We start from the raw sequence: 14,354 nt of genomic DNA, 5'->3' as shown, positions 1-14,354 counted from the left end.
TCGGTCCGGCTCAATAGGGTGTGCCGGTGGGAGACATCTAGTTCACGCAGCGCGGCGCGGCACTGTGGGTGGGCGGCGCGCTCGTCGCCGAACTGGTCGGGCGGGAGCGAGCTGATGGCTGGGCGCTGACGGTACGCCAGGAAATGCATCCCGACGAGTTCTATCAGCTTCGGACATTGCTGGATTGGCTCGGCCGGTGCTCGGTCAACGCGCAGGCCGGCGGTGTCGAGTTCTTCGTGGGTTACCTGCGTTTCTGCGAGAGCGCTGAGATCGCACCGCTTGTTCTCTCGAACGGGCGGATTCGCGTGCCGGAGGACATCGAATCGCACACCCCGCACTGGGGGGCCGTGCCGCGGCCACCGAGCCCCGCCACCACGGGGTTCGAGATCAGGGGATGAGGCCGGCGGCCGCGGGGAGTGCGATGCGGGCGTTCTTGATGGGCTCGCCGTGGCCGACGCAGGCCAACTCCGCGTCGACGACCGCGAGCTTGCGGAACGAGCGCAGCATCTCCTCGCGGTCAAGGTTGAACACCCCAGGCATGACCTGCCCGCCCACGTGCGCCACAGTGTCCCCGGTGAACAGCACGCCCTCTCCCGGAAGGTGGATCGCGATGCTCCCGTCCGTGTGCCCCGGGGTGGCGATCACCTGGGCGCCGCCGCCGAAGTCGATCAGATCGCCGTCGTCCAGCCTGCGATCGATCCGGCATGGCGGCGCGGGTGGCAGCAAGTGGGCGCCGAGGTCGCGGTGCAGGACACGCTCCTGGTCGGTGAAGTTGGGCAGTGGCGCCGGCACCTCGCCGCAGATGACCGGCGCGTCCCGCGAATGCGCCATCACGATGACGTCTCCCCACAAGCTGATCTCGGCCGCGCCGCCGGAGTGGTCCTCGTGAAAATGGGTGAGGATGACATGTCGTACGTCGCTCGTGCGTAGACCCAGCCGCCCGATCGCGTCAGCGATGTCGCCGCCGGAGGTGGCGATGCCGGTGTCGATGAGCGTGAGCGCGCCCGCGTCATTCCACAGGTACGCCTGCCCGAACTCGAACAGCAGCATGTAGAGACTAGGGCGAAGCTCGATGATGTCCATAGGGCAACAGGAAACCGGCACGTCAGTGGCGGTGTCCAACAGCGATGCGCAGCGGATTGACAACCATTGGTTGTGGATCCAGACTGCGGCCCATGGAGGTGGACATCCACGGCATACGCGCGTTCGTCATCGCCGCGGAGGAGCTGCACTTCGGGCGGGCCGGCGAGCGGCTGTTCGTCAGCCAGCAAGCTCTGTCGAAACGGATCCGGCGGCTCGAGGAGGCGCTGGGAACTCCGATGTTCGAGCGCACCACCAGGACCGTGGAGCTTACGGCCGCGGGATCGCGGTTCCTGCCGCTGGCCGTGGAGGCCCTGTCGGCCTTCGACAGAGCGGTCGCGGCGATCCGGGTGAGCGATGATCCGCTGCGCGTGGACGTCTACGACGAACGGTTCACGCCCCTGCGGATACTTCGCGCAGCGAGCGATCGCGATCCCCGGCTGCGGGTTGAGCTGAGCATGAGGCAAGGACTGTCGGTGGCGATCCCCGCACTGCGGCGGCAGGAGATCGATGTGGCGTTCGGCCGCGTACACGACCTGCCGTGGCCCTGGCCGCCCGAGCTCGTCCGCCGACTCGTCCACGTCGAGCCACTGCACGCGTTCATCCCGGAGGACCACATGCTCGCGGGCAAGAGCGAGCTGCGGCCCGCCGACCTGTGTGAATGGGGCATCTCACTGCCAGACCCGGCGGGCGCCGCAGAATGGCGGGGCTACCTGAGGCGGCTCGCCGACCGGCTCGGCGTCCCTTTGCGCTTCACCGCTCCCGCCATCGGCCAGCGCCACTTGGTCGAGCAGTTCCTCCGCGAGAAGAGAGCCGTGGGACTGGGCGAAATGAGCATCGACGCCGCCGGAAGCGGCCTACGCCGGATCCCGATCGTCGATCCGACGCCGCTGCATCCCTGGTCCGTCGTATGGCATCGCCAAAACACGCGCCCGATGCTCCAGACGTTGATCCGCGACCTGCCCGCCGCCGTCCTCCCGCCGCCGTCCGACCGGCGGTACTGGGTGCCGGACGTCGATTACCTGCCGGCTCTTAGTTGATGATCGTCCAGAAGGGGAGCGGGCTCGCGTCGATTGTCGTCTACTTTGTAAAGGCCGAGCAGAGCTGTGAGATCACCTCCGTCAGCCGAGGCGTGCGAACAGGCCCAAGCCGACGGCTCGAAAACGCGAAATGGTCTCCCTTTTATGATCGGAAGTGGCTGTCGGCACCGGCCCCGCCGCACGCTTAGTGTCCAGCCATGACGAGTGTTTCCCCTGACTACACGCATGCGCGCAAGCGGCTCTCGGCGGGCGAAGCCCTCGAGCTGCCTGACGTTCGCTTCAAGTGGTACGACCTCCACCGGGAGGACCGCGAGATCGGCGACGACGTACGGAAGGAGGCACGCGAGTTCCTCCGGGCAGAGATCGGCGGGATCACTCCCACGGGCGACCTCGGCTTCGTCATTCTGCACCGGGTCGGTGACGCCTATCTCCTGCTTGTATCCACGTGGCTGAACGACAACGAGCTGTGGGAGACGGTCTACCTCAAAGATGCGGCGGGGTTCGAGCTCATGTCGTTCGAGGAGACGGCCAAGGGCACCTACTGCGTCTGGGAGATGGGCGCCCTCATGCATGAACAACAAGCCTGGATCCGCTACCTGTTCTCCCCGCGCGACGCCGAGGCCGGACGCGCCTACCTCGCCGACCGGCACCCCGGCGGCCTGATCTGACGCTCGGCGTAACCGGCGTGCCAGGGACGTCTGGAGCGTCGCTGTCCCTTGGGCTTCCTGCGTGGGGGTTGCGGGGCGGGAGCTTATTCGATGGAGGCGCGTTCTTGCCGCTTGTACAGTGACTCCAGCTTCGAGGGGCGTCAGGGGAGAGATCATGCGCGTGCACTATCCGCGTACTCCCCACCTGCCCTGGTCGCCTGGCGTGACGCCGGACGACGTTCGCGCGGGAGATCTGTCCGGGCTGCGCGGGCGCGAGGTCGTGGTCACGGAGAAGCTCGACGGAGAGAACACCACCCTGTACGCGGACGGGATGCATGCCCGGTCGCTGGACTCCGCTCACCATCCCTCCCGGGCGTGGGTCAAGGGTCTGCAAGGACGGATCGGTGGACGGATCCCGGCGGGGTGGCGGGTGTGCGGGGAGAACATGTACGCCCGGCACTCCATCGCGTACCAGGGGCTGGAAAGTTGGTTCTACGGCTTCTCGGTTTGGGACGGCGATCGATGCCTGGACTGGGACCGCACGGTCACCTTCCTGCGTGGGCTGGGGATTCCGGCCCCGCCGGTGCTGTGGCGCGGAGTCTTCGACGAGCGGGCGCTGCGGGGGTTGCGGCTGAACGCCGAGCGGCAAGAGGGCTACGTGGTGCGGGCCGTCGAGGGGTTCGGGCGGGAGGAGTTCGCGGGGCGGGTGGCCAAGTGGGTGCGTCGCGAACACGTGCAGACCAGCACGCACTGGATGCACGCAACGGTTGTGCCGAACGCGCTTGGCCCGGGTGCGGCGCTGTGGTCGGTGCGCTCGGGCGCGGACTGCGAGGTGAACGCCCTGCTGGCCTCGGTGGACCTCTCCCGGGCCGAAGCAGAGGACCTCGCCCGGGCCGAAGCAGGGGACGTCGCCCGGGCCGAAGCGGAGGACGTCGTCCCGGAGGCGGTGGCCGAGGTGTCGGCGCGGCTGGATGTGATCGGTCGGTGGGGGGACGCCCGGCTGGCGGGCGTGCTGGCCGTGGCGCTGCGGTCCATGCCGCGGGCCCGGTTGGCGGCCCGGCTGGCGCGGCCACTGGGCATGCGGCTGGCGCGGCGGGTCGCGGACCTGGCCGGGCTGCACGGCGCGCTGCGCCGGCCGTACCCGGACGAGGAGCGGCGTGCCGGGCTGGGGCGCATGGCGTTGGCTGCTGACCTGGGTGTGCTGCACGCCGTGGCGGCGGCCGTGCTGGCGGGGCGCGTGGACGATGAGGCCGACCAGGAGCGTGAGCAGGTCGAATGGTCGGCCCTGCACGCCGAGGACGCCGGGCTGCTCGGGCCGGGGCCGCTGGAGCTGTTGCGGGCCGGCCTGCGCGAGGCCCTGGCCGACCTCGGTGGGGAGGCGGCCGACCGGTGCTGGGCGGAGGCGCGTGACGCCTGGGCCAGGGGAAGGGTCACCACGGTCGAGGAGGCCGTGGCGGCGACCTGGCGGTGGCGGTCGGGGCGGTTCCCCCGGCTGGTGCAGTTGGTCGGACCGTCGGGCAGCGGGAAGAGCACGTTCGCGGCCGGTCTGCCAGAGATCGACGCGTACCTGTCACTGGACGATCTGCGCGATGCCAGAGGCTCGCGGGCGGATCAGCGGGCCAACCGGGAAGTGCTCGGCGAGGGACTGGCTCGGCTCGATGCCGCGCTGGCGGCCGGTGGCACCGTGGTCTGGGACGCCACCTCGCTCAACCAGCACCAGCGTTCCCTGGTGCACGCCGTGGCGCGCCGCCGCGACGCGCTGACGACGCACGCGGTCGCGCTGGTGGAGGAGGACGAGCTGCACCGGCGCAACGCCCGTCGCGCCCATCCAGTGCCGCCGCAGGTGCTGGCCACTCAGGTGCGCCGGTTCGTCCCGCCTTATCCAGGTCAGGCCCATCGCACCTGGTACGTCGGCGCGTCCGGGACCGTCGAGGACCTGGACGGCGCCCTGGATCGGGGAGAGGCGTGATGCGTACCAGCGAGGAGATCTACCACTGGGTTCGCTGGGATCCGCGCTTCGACCCCTCGCGCTTCGTGCTCGGCGTCGGCCAGCGGGGCACCGACCCCAAGCGCATCCCGCTGCCCACCTTCGTGCCCGGTGGCGAGGTCCCGTGGCACCGGGTGCTGTTCGTCGAGGCGGACGGTGAGCTGGTGTGGGACCGCGCCACCGGACTGGACCGGATCGACACCTGCGACGCCGGCCGGGTACGCGCCCCGCGCCTCCTGCGTGCGCCCGTTTTCAGCGCCAGAACCCCGCACATCTGGGACCCGGCCACCGGCTGGCGGCCCAGCGCGGGGGAGGAAGCAGCCACAGCGTCCACGGTGGGGGCCGTGCGCGTCCTGACCTGGAACACGCTGTGCGACCGCTACGACAGCGACCGTATCGACACCGCGCGCCGCCGCCCCCTGCTGCTGGCGAGCCTGGAAGCGGCCGACGCCGACGTCATAGCGCTGCAGGAGGTCGAGCCCGCGCTGCTGTCGCTCCTGCTGGCGGCCCCGTGGGTGCGGGCCCGCTACACCGTCGGCACCGACCCGGGAGGCGAGGACGTCGCCGACGGCGGGCTGCTGCTGCTCAGCCGGCTGCCCGTCCGGGAGGCGGCCTGGCACCGGCTCGGCCCGCACAAGGCGGTCGCCGCCCTCGCCACCGAGACCGCCGCAGGCCCGCTCGTCATCGCCACCACCCACCTGACCAGCGACCACACCGCCGACGGCGCGGCGCGGCGACGGGCCGAGCTCGCCCGGATCGCCGAAGGGCTGGCCGGCGTCGAGGGGGACCTGCTCCTGATGGGCGACTTCAACGACGGCACGGACGTGCCCGCGTCGGCCCTCGGGCTCCGCGACGCCTGGACAGAGGCGTACGGGTCCGGCGACGACACGCCCACCTTCAACCCGGGTGCCAACCCGCTGGCGGCGCTGTCCTCGCGGTCCGGGCGGGCCGCCCGGCTGGACCGCGTGCTGGTGCGCGGCCGTCCCCGGACCGTCGCGGCCGCCCTGCGCGGCGACACGCCTGATCCCGGCGGACTGTACGCTTCCGACCACTACGGGGTGGAGGCCGTCCTCGACGTCACGGACAGCGCGCCCGCCGGGGTGCTGGACCTGCCGCCGACCGCGCGCACGGCGGTGGCGTGGATTCCGCCGGAGGAGCTGTGGCCGCCTATCCAGGCGCTCCGCCGGACGCACGATCCGCAGGTTGACCGCTGGCCGCCGCACGTCAACCTGCTCTTCGGGTTCGTGCCGGAGTCGGCGTTCGAGGCTGCGGCGCCGTTGCTGGCCGCTGCCGCCGCCGAAGTACAGCCGTTCGCCGTACTGCTGGAGGGGATCCGATCCTTCCAGCACCGCCAGGACACGACCACCTGGCTCGACCCGGCCGCCGCCGACCCCGCCCCATGGGCCCGCCTGCGTCAGGTCCTCCACCAGCGCTTTCCCCGCTGTGCAGGCCGCTCGGACGGCTTCACCCCGCATCTGACCCTGGGCCGTGCGGCCACCCCGTACCGTTCGGACATCCGGCTCGACGCGATGATCGCCCGCGTCGGGGCCGTCGTGCTGCTGTCGCGGCGAGCGGACGAACCCATGCGCCCGCGCGCGGTGATCACTCTGGAAACGGGCGAACTCCGATGGCTGCCCGAGCCCACCACGCCCGGACCCGTCACGTCGGGACCCGGCACGCCCGAGCGCGCCGCTGCTCCGCCCGCGCTCGTACTCGAGCCGGTTCCGGGCCTGGACGACCTGGCCGATCGTGTCACCCGCCGCCTGGCGGAGGCGCTGCGTCCCGGGATCGTCCACGTCGCAGGCTCCCGGCGGATGGGTTGCGCACTCCCCGCAGCCGACTTGGACCTGGTGGCGGTACTCCCGGAGGAGGAGCCCGGCCCGGACGTGGAGGCGCGGGTGCGGGCGGCGCTGCCTGAGTCCGTCCGGCTGCGGCAGGTGATCGGTGCCCGGGTGCCGGGTCTGCGCCTGTGCGTGTCCGACCTGGACGTCGACCTGACCGTGGTGACAACCGGCCAGATCCCCCCGGCGCAGCTCATATCCCGCCGCGCCGAACTGGGCGAGGCGGCGGCCATCGCCCTGAGCGCGGTCAGTGACGCGGACGCGATCCGCGCCGCCGTGGGCCCCGCGCACCAGCGTTTCGCCCGCCTCGCCCGCGAGGTGAAGGCATGGGCCCGGGCGAAAGGCCTGGACGCGGCCCCGTTCGGCGGCTTGCCCGGTCTGGCATGGGCGGTGCTGGCCGCACGCACCGTCCTCGATGCCGCCGGCGAATCCGACATCGATCTCCTACGCCAATTCTTCAGCACATGGGCTGCCTGGGACTGGCACGAGCCGGTCACCCTCACCCCCGCCGCCACCCCAGCTGTCCCGGCTGTGATGACCGTGATGACGCCCAGCGCTCCCGTGCGCAACTGCGCTCGCCAAGTCACCTCGGGCGGTCTGGACCGGCTCACCCAGGAGCTCTATCAGGCATGGGAGCTCACAGAGAACGGCTGGTCCACGGAGTTGCTCGCCCCGCCGCCCCTCCACCGCCGTCACGTGGCCTGGGCGGTGTTGACCGTGCGCTCCGACCGCCCTGAGGAGCTCGACGCGGCGCTGGGCCGCGTCAGAGGACGCATGCTGGAGTTGCTCACCGCCCTGGAAGAGGCCGGGGTGCCGGACTTCCACGCCTGGCCGCACCCGTTCGAGAGCGGCCCCGAACAGGTCCGCTACGCGATCGGCCTGGGCCACACGCCTCCGCAGGCGGCACAGCTCAGCGAGATCACCGGCCGATGGGCCAGGAACATGTCCGGTGTCACGGTCGAATGGGCTGAGCACGGCGTCGTACCGACCTTGAGCTGACGAGCAGCCGGCGGCCATGAGAAGTTCCGCGTTTTTGGAGACGTGACACCATCACGACGAGACCTCATCAGCGCTGCGCGGCTCCCTGCGTTCTTGCTGGTTGAGCCGGTGACGCTGGAGGGAGGAACGGCGGTAGACCTCCTCACGTGCCCGCATGATCTCGCCGAGCGGCGCGTGTTCGGCCGTCACCCGCCACGGGGTGAAGGAGAGCGCGTCCATCTTCTTGAGGGTTTCCTCATCCGAGATGTCCTGCTGCGGCAGGAGCAACCTGGCGACCGTGACGAATGGGGACAGCCGCTCGGGCCACTCGACGGTGAGGTCCTCGACGGGCATGCGGTTCAGGTCGGCGCACAACTGGACCTGGATGTCGAACGCGTACGGCCGGTCCCTCATCTCGGCCACCAAGGCCGGCCGGAAGACCTCTTCCGCGGATACCAGGTCGATGGCGCGATGGACGACCGCGGCAGCGGAGGCGGGGTCTGGGGCTAGGCGCACCTTGGCGATGTAGTCGCCGTGCCGGACCGCGCCCATCGTGAAGTAGGTCGACAGCAACACGTTCACCAGGGGCCGCTGTGCCACCGTGAGGAAGGCCAGGAACTCGTCCCACGCCCACTCGTCCTCGGCCAAGCTTCCCTTGCCGGTCACGAACTCCCGGTAGAAGCGATGCCGGCCGGGCGCGCCCTGGGCGAAATACTTCGGCGCGTCGAGGAACAACTCCTGGATGAACAGGTAGTGCTTCACGGTGTTGCAGAAGAAGACCGGCGCGTTGATGAGGGTGTAGTCGAAGGTGCCGGTGTCGGGCTCGTCCTCCAGCAGGGTAGGGCCCTGAATGCCGAACATCTTCAGCGCCAGCCCGGTCGCGCGGCCGAGGCTCGCGTCGGCGCCCGCATGAGGTGAGCCGTTGGAGAAGCGGACGAGCGCGTCGTGCCGTCCCGGTGTGGCGTAGATGCCTTGCGCGTATTCGGTGGGTAGCTGGTCGAGGATCTCGACTGCTCCTCTGACGAGCCCGTATCCCTTGGCGTGCGCGTCACGGACGGCCAGGCCGCTGCCTTCAGCGATCACCGATTCGGCGATGAACCGCTCGGTCTTGGCGATCACCGCCCGCAGCAGCTCGTCGAAATCGGGGACGGCGGCTTCGACGTCTGATGTGTAAGGGATGAACCGCGATGGCATGGACATGGTCCTCAGTCCTCCAGTTCGGCCAGCCAGCGCAGGGCGCGCAGACCCGGAAGGAAGCAGTACTCGCCGCCTCGGGTGACCACGAAGCTGGGCAGGTTCTGCAGGCGGCGCCGGATCGGCTTCTCCGGGATGGTGGCGCTGCCGGTTCCGCCGTGATGCCCGGCTACCGGGTCCTTCTCGCCGGGGAAGCCGATGAAGTTGCCGTCGTTGACCCACTCGGCCTTGATGAATTCAAACTGTCGTTCGAGATTTGCTCCGATGAAGACTCCGACCAGTCCCCGGTCGGCGCCGTCGTCTTCCAGTACGCCCTCTGGCAGCGGCGGGCCGTAGCTGGTGCCGCGGCGGATGAGGCGGTGCATCCGTGCGTCGCCGATGATGGTGGCATCGCGGGGGTTGGTACGCCGGATGTGCGCACCAGCGGGGCACCGGAAGCCGCGATCGTCGTTCGCCCGGTACATGAAGTCGTTGTTGCGGTGCGGATCGGCGCCCAGCGCCGCGTCGTCGTGGTCCGGGGTCAGCGTCAACGGCGCCCCGCTGGGCCAGCGCCCGACCATCTTCGCCGCCAGGAGCGCCTCTTCCTGGGCGCTGGCGGTGTTCGCACGCAGGTACTGGCGCCAGGCCGCCACCTTGGTGTGAATCTTGCGTACGGCTACGTAGGTCCCGTTGCGCCCCAGCACATCGGGGCTGGGCATGGGTGGCAGATTGCCGGTTTCGTCGGGGTAGCCGAGGATGAACTCGCCGGCTTTGATGGGGGTTTCCTGGGGGTTGGAGCCGGGCAGCCCGAGGCCCTCGATGTTCGGATGGCTGATGCCGTCGCGGAAGCCGAAGGTGGTACGCCCGGTCGGGAGCTGGTGGACCTCCTGCTGCCAGATCACCTGGACACCAGGCGTGTCCTGGTACGCGATGCGGGCTCGCTCCAGAGCCTTGTCCAGCCGCGCCGCATCGGGCGAGAGGGCACTCAACGCGATATGCACATCGCCTGTTCCGAACGGTGGCTCCCAGTGGGCCGGGGCACTCTCACCCAGGTCACCGATCAGGTCCGCACGTGCTGCCATGCCCTGGCGAAACGCCCGCGGAAAGCTGTCCAGCGACTCCTGCGGCACCCCCATGGCCCGCAGTCCCTGGTAGGTGAACGCCACCGCAACCCAGGCATCCTGGCTCGGGTCCACGCTGGGCAAACCACCCTCGATCGCCGGGAGCAGCCGCCGCAGCAGCGAACGCCCTGCGTGGCGGTCAGCTACACGGAGGAAGATGAACCTTCCCACGTACGGTGCAGGCCGTGGATGCAATGCCCCGCTTTGGATGTCGTCGATCTCGATGCGCACGCCGGCTCCGCCCGTGCTTGCCCCCGCGTTCATGATCGCTTGTGCCTCCGCATCGGTCTTCAGCTGGACAACCCCGCGTCGGCCGGCTCGCGCCCGCCACCGCGGTCCGTGACGCGCTGGGGCTCACCGCCGCGGCATTGTGCGCTTCGGCGGCTGCCCGCGTCGCCCCCCGCTGCGACGTCGGCTCGGCCTTAGGGGTTGGTTGTCCTAAGGGTTCTAGCCTGCGGCTTCCTCCATCAGCTTCTGGAAGGCCGGCGTGGCCAGCAACTCGGCGTTCGCCGGGTTGTCCAGCGCCGCCCGGAACTCGGGTGTGTCCAGCACCGCCTGGAATGCCTCGTTCACGCGTTGGTCCTTCCAGATCTGTTGAACGGTCAGATCGGGATAGGAGCTGACGAAGACCCCAGCGGGCGCCTGCTGGGCGAGGAACCAGTCCTTTATCTTCGGATCGGTGATGCCGGGGAACCCTTCGGCGTGCGAGAAGACCTTGTCGAAGCGGCCTCCGATCGCCGTCTTGCCGAAGTCGTCGATGTAGGTGTCCCAGGAGCCGTCGAAGACGCTGGCGAACATGTGCCGGGTGTCGTTGTCGAAAATCACGTGGCGTGCGTCGTGCAGGGTGCCGATCTGGCGCAGCGCCGCACGGGCATCCGTGTCAGATGACCCGCCGGCGAGCGTGGCGAGATCCTCACGCAGGGCATCCGCGTGGCCCGGCTTGATCTTGGTAAAGACGGTGAACTCGCTGCACACCCCATCCCTCATGCCCGGGCGCTCGGGCTGAGCTGATGGGGTTGCGTCTGGCGTCGGAGTCATGGTGAGCCTCTCCTGCCATGGATCCGTCCGAGGGGAGCCAGGCGCTCCAGGATGGGGCGCCATCGCCCTCATCTCCCATTCTGACCCCACCACTGTTGGCCGACTGGGGGCAGGCCACCAGACCGACGTGTTCCACACGGAAAACGCCCTGGTCCTGGGGCTGTCTGATCATGACCTCTGCTGCCCAGCCGCCAACAAAACCTGGGAACCGCCATCTATAACTGAGAGTCGCAGATGGTGTGTCTGTAATCGATAGATGGCGGTTGTGATCGATGGTCGGCACCGAAGGGGAATTGGTCAGTTGGTGGGGGAGCTGAGCCGAAGCGCGGTAGTTGTCACATAGGCAGGCTTGTTGTCACCTGCTTGGCCGGGAACCGCTGGGTTCGTGCGACCCCCGGTGAGGGCTTGGACTAGCCGCCCAGCAGGCGGCGGCAGAGAGCCTCGTTAAACGGTAGGTGTCGGTGGTCCAGGAGGGCACCGAGGAAGGTGCGTTGGGCCGGTGTCAACACTGTGTGGTCGGTGAGGGGCTCTGGAAAGGCTAGGTCCACGAATGGTGCGAGGTCGTTGTCGTAGTTCAGGGTGAAGGAGAGGGTAGCCAGGCCGAGTGCGGCGGGCAGGATGGTTTCGAGGTCGTCTGCGCGTTCGGCGAGGGCGCGGGCGAGGTCGAAGTGGAGCCAGCCTTCCTGGCCGGGCAGGTGGCGGTCGAACCAGTGGTCCGCTTCATGGGGGTTCTCGAGGGCGGTGACCAGTGCGCTCGTGGCGCGTGGGTCATCGGCGCAACCGGGCGCCAGGGCTGCGCAGGCGCGAACTCCGGGATGAGGGTCGTTGAGAAGCGGCTCGGGAAGCTCGCCGAGGATTGCGAGCAGTCGGGCGATGGTCGCCCGCTCTCTCGGATCGGATGAGATGGCGGCTGTGTCGGTGATGAGTTCGATGAGCGCGGCAGCGCTGTCGCTTAGCGCTGCATGGTCGAGGCAGTATGCGGCCGCGGTCATCGCGGGGGTCCGAACGGTGGGCTCCGAAGCGGTGATCAATGGGAGCACCGCGGCATAGACGTCGGGAACGACCTGTCTGCAGGCGAGCAGATCCCGGGCCTCCATCGCCTTGCGGTATTCGGTGTCGTTCACCGCCTCCATCAGGGCAGCGGGCGGCGGCGTGCGCGTGTCCGGGTCAGGGTCCAGGGTCCATTCGCAGGCGCGAGCGGCTTCGCGGATTCGCTGAAGGTCCGCCTCGTCGCGGCCGACGGGGTAGGCGTCGCTGAGCAGTTCCTCGTCGCTGACTTCGAGCCGGCATGCCTCGGCGAACAGGGCCAGGTATTCCAGCAGCGCTGCCCGGAGCGGACGAGGTTCGGCGTCCCAGGGAAGAACATCCTCAACGACCGCGTCCGTCGCGGGATCAGCCAGAACCGCTGCCACGAACCTGACGAACGGCCCTGTCGCGGAATAGACGCTGCCCTGGTGCAGCATCACAGCATCCAGATAGCCCACGGCACCGCTCTGCGCCTGGGGATCGTCCCCGATCAACGCCAGAACCTGCCCGGGCGCATCCGATGCCCGCCCATAGGCATGATCGAGGCCGTCCCAATCCACCTGAATCAACGCTTCCAGCAACGAATCCACCCGCGAATCATGCCATCAGGCCTATCGGTCGCTAATACGTCGGCTCGACTTCGCATCGCCTGAGGCCAGGATTTCTGTTGCCCGGATGCTTTGATCGTTCGTGCTAGACCCTCACCAGATTCAGTGACAGAAAGCCTACGCGCGCTCGGAAGGTCGGTGATCTCCAGCCGTTTCAGCAGGTCGTCCAGGCGGCTGGCCAGGCGCTCGGCCCGGTCGAAGTCCGCGGCCTGCGGTACGGACAGGGTGTTGGTGAGGATCAGCGCGCCGATGAGAGCGTCGCCGCGGGCTGTCGTGGAGTCGTACGGTGTGCTCTCGACCGCGGTGAGGTGCCGGTCGAGTTCGCGCAGGAGCAGGCGGGACAGGACGGGAGAGCACTTCCGCGCGGCGAGCAGCAGGCTCGTGCACGCGGCGATGGCGTCCTGCCCCGGTTCGGAGGGGCGCTCCTGAGTTGCCCAACACAATCCGCCAACGCCACCAGAGCCGATCATGGTGACCTTGCACAGGCCGACCCAACCTACGTCCGCCACCTATCGTTCACAGCCGCCAACTACAGATCACAGGCACAGCTGGGCGTCTTTGACCGGCCACTAGCTAGGGCGAAGGCCAGGAAATCGCGATCTTGACGTGGTGCTTGATCACCACAGGCCCGTCAGCGACCTGATGGTCGGTGTCCGCCGGGTAGATGGTGTATCGCGGGCCGGGCCCGTGGCGGTGATCGCGGTCCCACGCCCGAACGAGGTCGGCCCAGGTGTTCGCCAAGGCGGAAGCGTCGGGCCCGAACGCGTGGCTGCCGATCTCGACGGTGTCCTCGCGCGGTTTCCGCTTCGTTAGGTAGGCGAAGCTCTCCCCGTCGACAACGCTGTTGCACATCGAGGGGATGAGTGGGTCCGCGAAGACGTCGGCCAGATCCTTGTCCTCGTTGTCGAAGGACAGCAGGCAGGAGCCAGCGAGGCTGGTGGCCAGCCACGTCTGGAGCGTGTCGAGCGACTCGTTGGGCCGGACGGTGACTCCCGTCCCAACGTGCGCCTGTCCGGCTGCGAACGCGCGCTCCAGTGTCTCGGGGTCCGTCGGGCAGGGGTCCTCATCGAACCGCAGCCGCACTTTCCCATCCCGGAGCGGCACCCAAAGGCGTGGCCGCGCGCCGGCTCCCTGCATCGGCACGAAGCCGCACAACTCCTTCGACGTGCTTTCCAGCCGATCGCCGGTCTTGGTGAAGCCGATCGAGCGGGTGAGGCCCCGGACCCGCAGTGGCGCCGTGAGCGTTCCTCCTTCGATGAGCTGATCGATCCACGCGGGCGGGATGTCCGCGGCCTCGACGGTAACCACGATCGCGTCGAAGGGCGCAGATGCGGGACAGCCGAGTTCGCCGTCGCCGAGCACGACGTGGACGGTGGAGTACCCGGTCTCGTTCAGCAACCGGCGGGCGCGGTCGGTGATGTCGGCGTCGATATCGACGGTGGTGACGTGGCCTTCCGACCCGACAAGTTCGGCGATTACCGCTGCGTTGTAGCCGCCGGAGCCGACCTCGAGCACGCGCATGCCACGCGTGATGCCGGCCTGCTCCACCATCCGCGCTTGGATCTGTGGCGCTGACACGGAGCTGATCGCGGTCCCGTCGGCGGCCCATTTCGTCCGGACGACGGCTTCCGCGTCGTAGGCTTCCTCCGGCGTAGCCTCGGGCGCGAACACATGCCGGGGCACACGAGAGAACGCCGCGGCGACTTCGTCTCTGCGGATCGCTCCGAGCTCCCACAGACGGTCGACCATGGCCGCGCGCAGCGACTCTTCGGAAACGATGCCCGCGCTCATCGCTGTGCTCCAGTTGTGAGGGCA

12 protein-coding genes are annotated in these 14,354 nt (G+C 69.1%); 5 read left to right on the top strand and 7 right to left on the bottom strand.

All coding sequences use genetic code 11. The annotated features are described in order from the left end of the window. The first annotated feature begins 68 nt into the window (after positions 1 to 68). Positions 69 to 398, top strand: coding sequence for a hypothetical protein (locus tag KLK06_RS26475; protein WP_214638319.1), 330 nt, complete (start codon positions 69 to 71; stop codon positions 396 to 398). On the opposite strand, the gene KLK06_RS26470 is transcribed toward KLK06_RS26475, so the two are convergent. Further along, complete coding sequence (locus tag KLK06_RS26470; protein ID WP_214638318.1) at positions 388 to 1,083, bottom strand: MBL fold metallo-hydrolase; 696 nt, start codon at positions 1,081 to 1,083, stop codon at positions 388 to 390. The genes KLK06_RS26475 and KLK06_RS26470 overlap by 11 nt on opposite strands. A 92-nt stretch (positions 1,084 to 1,175) precedes the next feature. Between KLK06_RS26470 and KLK06_RS26465 the strand changes: the two genes are divergently transcribed. The 4 genes from KLK06_RS26465 to KLK06_RS26450 all read left to right on the top strand — a co-directional run bounded on the left by KLK06_RS26465 (position 1,176) and on the right by KLK06_RS26450 (position 7,594). Beyond that, positions 1,176 to 2,120, top strand: a complete 945-nt coding sequence (locus KLK06_RS26465; RefSeq protein ID WP_214638317.1) for a LysR family transcriptional regulator — start codon at positions 1,176 to 1,178, stop codon at positions 2,118 to 2,120. A 197-nt stretch (positions 2,121 to 2,317) separates the two neighbouring features. Further along, on the top strand, positions 2,318 to 2,788 hold the full coding sequence (locus KLK06_RS26460) for a hypothetical protein (protein WP_214638316.1): 471 nt from the start codon (positions 2,318 to 2,320) through the stop codon (positions 2,786 to 2,788). 154 nt (positions 2,789 to 2,942) lie between these two features. Then, entirely contained in the window at positions 2,943 to 4,736 is a 1,794-nt protein-coding gene (locus KLK06_RS26455; RefSeq protein ID WP_214638315.1) for an RNA ligase family protein, read from the top strand. Continuing rightward, positions 4,736 to 7,594: a poly(A) polymerase gene (locus tag KLK06_RS26450; protein WP_214638314.1), complete on the top strand. Its 2,859-nt coding sequence runs from the start codon at positions 4,736 to 4,738 to the stop codon at positions 7,592 to 7,594. Before KLK06_RS26455 ends, KLK06_RS26450 begins: the two co-directional genes overlap by 1 nt. Before the next feature lie 51 nt (positions 7,595 to 7,645). On the opposite strand, the gene KLK06_RS26445 is transcribed toward KLK06_RS26450, so the two are convergent. From KLK06_RS26445 to fxlM, 6 genes are all read right to left on the bottom strand, one after another. Continuing rightward, positions 7,646 to 8,773: a catalase family protein gene (locus KLK06_RS26445; protein ID WP_250906044.1), complete on the bottom strand. Its 1,128-nt coding sequence runs from the start codon at positions 8,771 to 8,773 to the stop codon at positions 7,646 to 7,648. A 5-nt stretch (positions 8,774 to 8,778) separates the two neighbouring features. After that, positions 8,779 to 10,098, bottom strand: coding sequence for a Dyp-type peroxidase (locus KLK06_RS26440; RefSeq protein ID WP_308168454.1), 1,320 nt, complete (start codon positions 10,096 to 10,098; stop codon positions 8,779 to 8,781). A 216-nt stretch (positions 10,099 to 10,314) separates the two neighbouring features. Next, positions 10,315 to 10,854 (bottom strand): hypothetical protein, encoded by a 540-nt coding sequence (locus tag KLK06_RS26435; protein WP_250906043.1) that lies wholly within the window; start codon positions 10,852 to 10,854, stop codon positions 10,315 to 10,317. Positions 10,855 to 11,315: 461 nt separating this feature from the next. Then, positions 11,316 to 12,521, bottom strand: a complete 1,206-nt coding sequence (locus KLK06_RS26430; RefSeq protein WP_214638311.1) for a hypothetical protein — start codon at positions 12,519 to 12,521, stop codon at positions 11,316 to 11,318. Further along, the gene (locus KLK06_RS26425; protein WP_214638310.1) at positions 12,497 to 13,048 is read right to left on the bottom strand and encodes a hypothetical protein; all 552 of its coding nucleotides are present in this window, start codon (positions 13,046 to 13,048) and stop codon (positions 12,497 to 12,499) included. The genes KLK06_RS26430 and KLK06_RS26425 overlap by 25 nt, the downstream gene beginning before the upstream one ends. Before the next feature lie 64 nt (positions 13,049 to 13,112). After that, a complete protein-coding gene (fxlM, locus tag KLK06_RS26420) occupies positions 13,113 to 14,330 on the bottom strand; it encodes a methyltransferase, FxLD system (protein WP_214638309.1) in 1,218 nt (405 codons plus the stop codon). Between the last annotated feature and the right edge of the window lie 24 nt (positions 14,331 to 14,354).

Origin of the sequence: Nonomuraea sp. NEAU-A123 (assembly GCF_018603905.1) — a bacterium.
Classification (GTDB): Bacteria; Actinomycetota; Actinomycetes; order Streptosporangiales; family Streptosporangiaceae; genus Nonomuraea.
This window is presented reverse-complemented; position numbering and strand designations above follow the sequence as displayed.